This window comes from Flavobacterium sp. Arc3 (genome assembly GCF_041431375.1).
Taxonomy (GTDB): Bacteria; Bacteroidota; Bacteroidia; order Flavobacteriales; family Flavobacteriaceae; genus Flavobacterium.
This window is the reverse complement of record NZ_JASMRI010000050.1, coordinates 1-4,064: the sequence shown is the minus strand read 5'-3', so window position 1 is coordinate 4,064 and position 4,064 is coordinate 1. Positions and strand designations below refer to the sequence as shown.

2 protein-coding genes are annotated in these 4,064 nt (G+C 30.0%); one reads left to right on the top strand and one right to left on the bottom strand.

Annotated elements, in window-relative coordinates; all coding sequences use genetic code 11:
• Nucleotides 1-2,224 (top strand): prolyl oligopeptidase family serine peptidase (locus QO200_RS19190; protein WP_371543589.1); only part of this gene is annotated, 2,224 nt, incomplete at its 5' end.
• 714 nt (nt 2,225-2,938) lie between these two features.
• Here QO200_RS19190 and QO200_RS19185 read toward each other — a convergent pair.
• Nucleotides 2,939-3,175, bottom strand: coding sequence for a hypothetical protein (locus QO200_RS19185; protein ID WP_371543586.1), 237 nt, complete (start codon nt 3,173-3,175; stop codon nt 2,939-2,941).
• Nucleotides 3,176-4,064: the final 889 nt, after the last annotated feature.

Below are 4,064 nucleotides of genomic sequence, written 5' to 3'. Positions count from 1 at the left end.
TGGATGGTGTACTTTGCAGCGGAATCGTGGTGCACTTTGTAGCGGAATCGTGGCGACCTTTGCAGCGGAATATCCAATTTGTATTTTTACAAAGCCACTATTTGCTCAGAACATCGTATTACCTGAAAAACAATTTACAGAAAATTATTTTGAAAAAGTGATTGATGATCCATATCGTTATATGGAAAACCCGAGTGATACATTAGTGCAACGCTGGTACAAAAGACATAGTATAGAGAGTCGTTCTGTTTTAGATAACATTTCTGGTAGAAAAGAAATTGTAGATAAACTGTTAGAAATTGAAAGTAGAAAATCATATAGTGTAACATTATTGAATATTACGGATGATAATCATTTTTTTTATTTAAAGAAAACAGATAAAGACAAAACAGGTAAGTTATATTATAAAAAAAATGAAAAAGGAATAGAAACATTACTTTATGATCCGTCAGAATATAAAGTAGGTCATGAAAATGAATATGTCATCAATTATCTTAAACCATCATGGGATAATAAAATAATTGCTTTGGGCCTATCTAAAAATGGCGAAGAAATTGGAGAAATTGCTTTTCTAGATATATCTACAAAAGCAATTTTATCTGAGGTAATTACAAATTGTTGGCCAGCTGAACTAAAAGGAGTAAAATGGCTTTCAGATAATTCTGGAATTGTTTATCAACACATACCTGTAGTTGATCCAAAAGATAAAAAATACCTATTAAACACAGAATCAGTTATTTATAAATTAGGAGATAACCCTTTAGATCATACTATCATTTTTTCAAAAGATAATAATCCAGAAATAAGTGTCAAATCTGAAGACTTTCCAATAGTATGTGAATTTAATCAAAAAGATAAATATATTTTGGGGTTTTTGGGCGGAGCTTCCAATTATTATGATTGTTACTATGCTAGAATTGATGATTTAATTGGAAAAAAAATAAACTGGAAACCTCTTTTCAAAAAAGAGAATAATATTAAGGACCAAATAATTATAAACGATGATATTTATTGTTTGTCTTCTAAAAATGCATCCAATTTTAAAATTATCAAAGCTAAAATCAAAAATTTTGATTTTCAAAAGGCCGAAATTATTGTGCCCGAATCTAAAAACGAATCTATTGATGATTTTGTTATTACCGAAGGCGGATTATTTTATTCCACTACAAAAAATGGCGTAGAAGCTAAGTTGTATTTTATAGCTAATAATATAAAAAAGCAAATAACTTTGCCTATTAAAGCAGGAAGGTTGTCAATGCAAATAAAAAGTAAATTCAACTCTGAGTTATGGGTAACCTTTAGTGGCTGGATTAATGCAAAACAAAGATATTCCTATGATACTTTAAAGAATGAATTTACAGAGGATAATTTATCCCCAGCTATTGCTTATCCGGAATATGAAAATTTTGTAGTTGAAGAAATAGAAATTCCTTCTAGTGATGGTGCTTTAGTGCCTGTATCTTTAATTTATAAAAAGGGACTTCAAAAAAACAGTATGAATAATGTTCTAATAGAAGGATATGGTTCGTACGGTATGTCTATGGCTCCGTCATTCCAACCTATAAATTTATCTTGGGTATTGAACGATGGTGTATATGTCGTTTCTCATGTCAGAGGTGGTGGAGAAAAGGGGGATGATTGGCATAAAGGAGGTTACAAAAGAACAAAACCAAATACTTGGAAAGATTTAATAGCTACAGCAGAATATTTGATAAAAGAGAAAATCACTAATAAAGATAAAATCGCAATTTCAAGCGGTAGTGCAGGGGGAATCTTAGTAGGAAGAGCCATCACCGAAAGACCTGATTTGTTTAAAGTAATGCTTTGTGAAAATGGAAATTTAAATGCCTCAAGAATTAAAGAGGGTTCAAATGGTCAAAATAGTATGAAAGAATTCGGTAACCCGGATCTAGAAGAAGAGTTTAATTCGCTTTTTGAAATGGATGCATATCTCCATATCAAAAAAGGGGTCTCATATCCAGCTTGTATGATTTCGGTTGGAATGAACGATGCCCGTGTGGCACCATGGATTTCTGGTAAATTTGTAGCTAAACTAAAAACATCTACAACTTCAAATAATCCTGTTCTTTTTGCTGTGGATTATAATGCAGGTCATGGGATGGACAGTACTAATTTACAACTATATAATGATTTTGCTGATGGATTTGCTTTTGCCTTTTGGCAAATGGGAAATTCAAAGTTTAAGTTAATGAAAATACAATGATTTTATATTGAAAATCTTTACTCATTATCGTCAATTAGACAAAAAGACTGCAAAAACAACATGCTTAAAAATCATTGCCAAGTAGAACTAAACTGCAAATTTATAAGAATTACTACCTTTACAATTAATTTTATGAATGTCTTTTACAAATGGTTTGAGTTTTGTGTGTACGAAAAAAAGTAGATACAGCATTTGTAATAATATATTTCTGCTCTCAAATGATTTGAGAGCAGAAATATATTACCTAAGCAATCGTTATTATTCTAATCTATCATCCATTAACAGAATTAAACTTGGTAGTGCATGAAATTGCAATTTATAATTGCTCTTTTTGAAGTTCTTCTATAAAATAAGAGGTTGGCATTCCAGTTCTAGAATAAAAAGCAGTCGCAAAACGTTGGGTACTGCTAAAACCAGCTTCTTCCGCTAGAGCTTTGTTTGTATAATTCTGAATCTTTTTATCCTAATGAGATAGTCAACTTTAAGATCATTTATGTATTCTACAAATTTTTCTCCTCTGTATATACAAATAAACCCCGAACAAATAGTTAAGCTACATTTTCAAAATTATTTTTTAATCAGCTTTTATTTTAAATTTAACGTTATTAATTTTAAATTTATCCCTCAAAACCTGCATATCCTCACTCACTTTTTTATCCAGTATTTTAGCCTAATGTTGTGTAGTGTGTAAGTTTTTGTGACCAAGCATTTTGCTTACGGTTTCAATTGATTTCGCATACGTTCGATTTCTACCCGCTGCTGTTTTGCTTTTTCATTATATATCTTTTGCCTTCTTTCGAAAGTGACTTGTTTCAGGTAAAGTTCTTTGTTTATTCGAACAAGTTTATTTTCCAAGATCAAAGTCTCATTGTGATTATAATTGTACATAATTAATAACACTGCAATGATGATCAAAGAAAAAACAAGTTTTAATTGGTGTTGTTTTAGCATTTCAATTATTTTTGATAACAAACGGAAAGAGTTTAAGATGTTCTTTTGGGAAAATTTCCAGACTAAGATAAATGGATTACAATTTACAAAAAAACTATTCATATCAACTTATATTTGTATTCTAGATATTTATGAAGTACTTTTTAGCAGGTAATTTGAAAATTGTCTTTTAATTACCTGAATTGAGATGTCTATTTCAAACTAATTGATACCAAACATTAAGGATGTAATCACTTTTCAAAAGCCATTCAAATTGTTCTAAATTTCGGTATTTATTCGGGCAGAGCCAGTAGTAAAAAAAGCATTTACAGGATCGTAAGGGCTTTGTCCTTTTTCTGGTGACAATAAACAGTATGGAGCATAATTTAAAAATTTAATATTACAAAAGATAATTACCTTCAAACAAACACTTTAATTTCTTTAATGGAACAAAATTTTAATAATAATTTCCATTCCAAGGGGGATAATTCCAGATATAAATAGTAAATTTGCCCTTAACCATAAGGATTATAACGTTCTTTAAAACTCAAGAAGTTTCATGCAGGAGCTTTTTTTAAGATATTGCAAAGAAATGATAATTGTGGCACTTTCGTGGCACTCTTATTCTCAAAGAAAAAATAAGTAAGCGTTTACTTTGGTTTCGTTCAATAGGTTCGAACCCCTCATCGCCCACAAAACTTCTCAAGAAATTGAGGAGTTTTTTTTTGTTCAAAATTTTATGGAACATTGTATTTATATTTTATAAAATTCCTTCTTTAATTATTTTATCAGTATCTATTGACTTCTTTTTAAATCAATTTTTAGGGATCAAGGGATCAAGTCGAAAACCTGTGGAGCGATAAAAATTAGGCATAAATATTAGTTAGCCTAAAAAGAAAGAATTCCACGT

Coding starts and splice junctions, on each gene's coding strand:
- QO200_RS19185 (WP_371543586.1), bottom strand. CDS start 3,175: ATGCTAAAACAACACCAATTAAAACTTGTTTTTTCTTTGATCATCATT.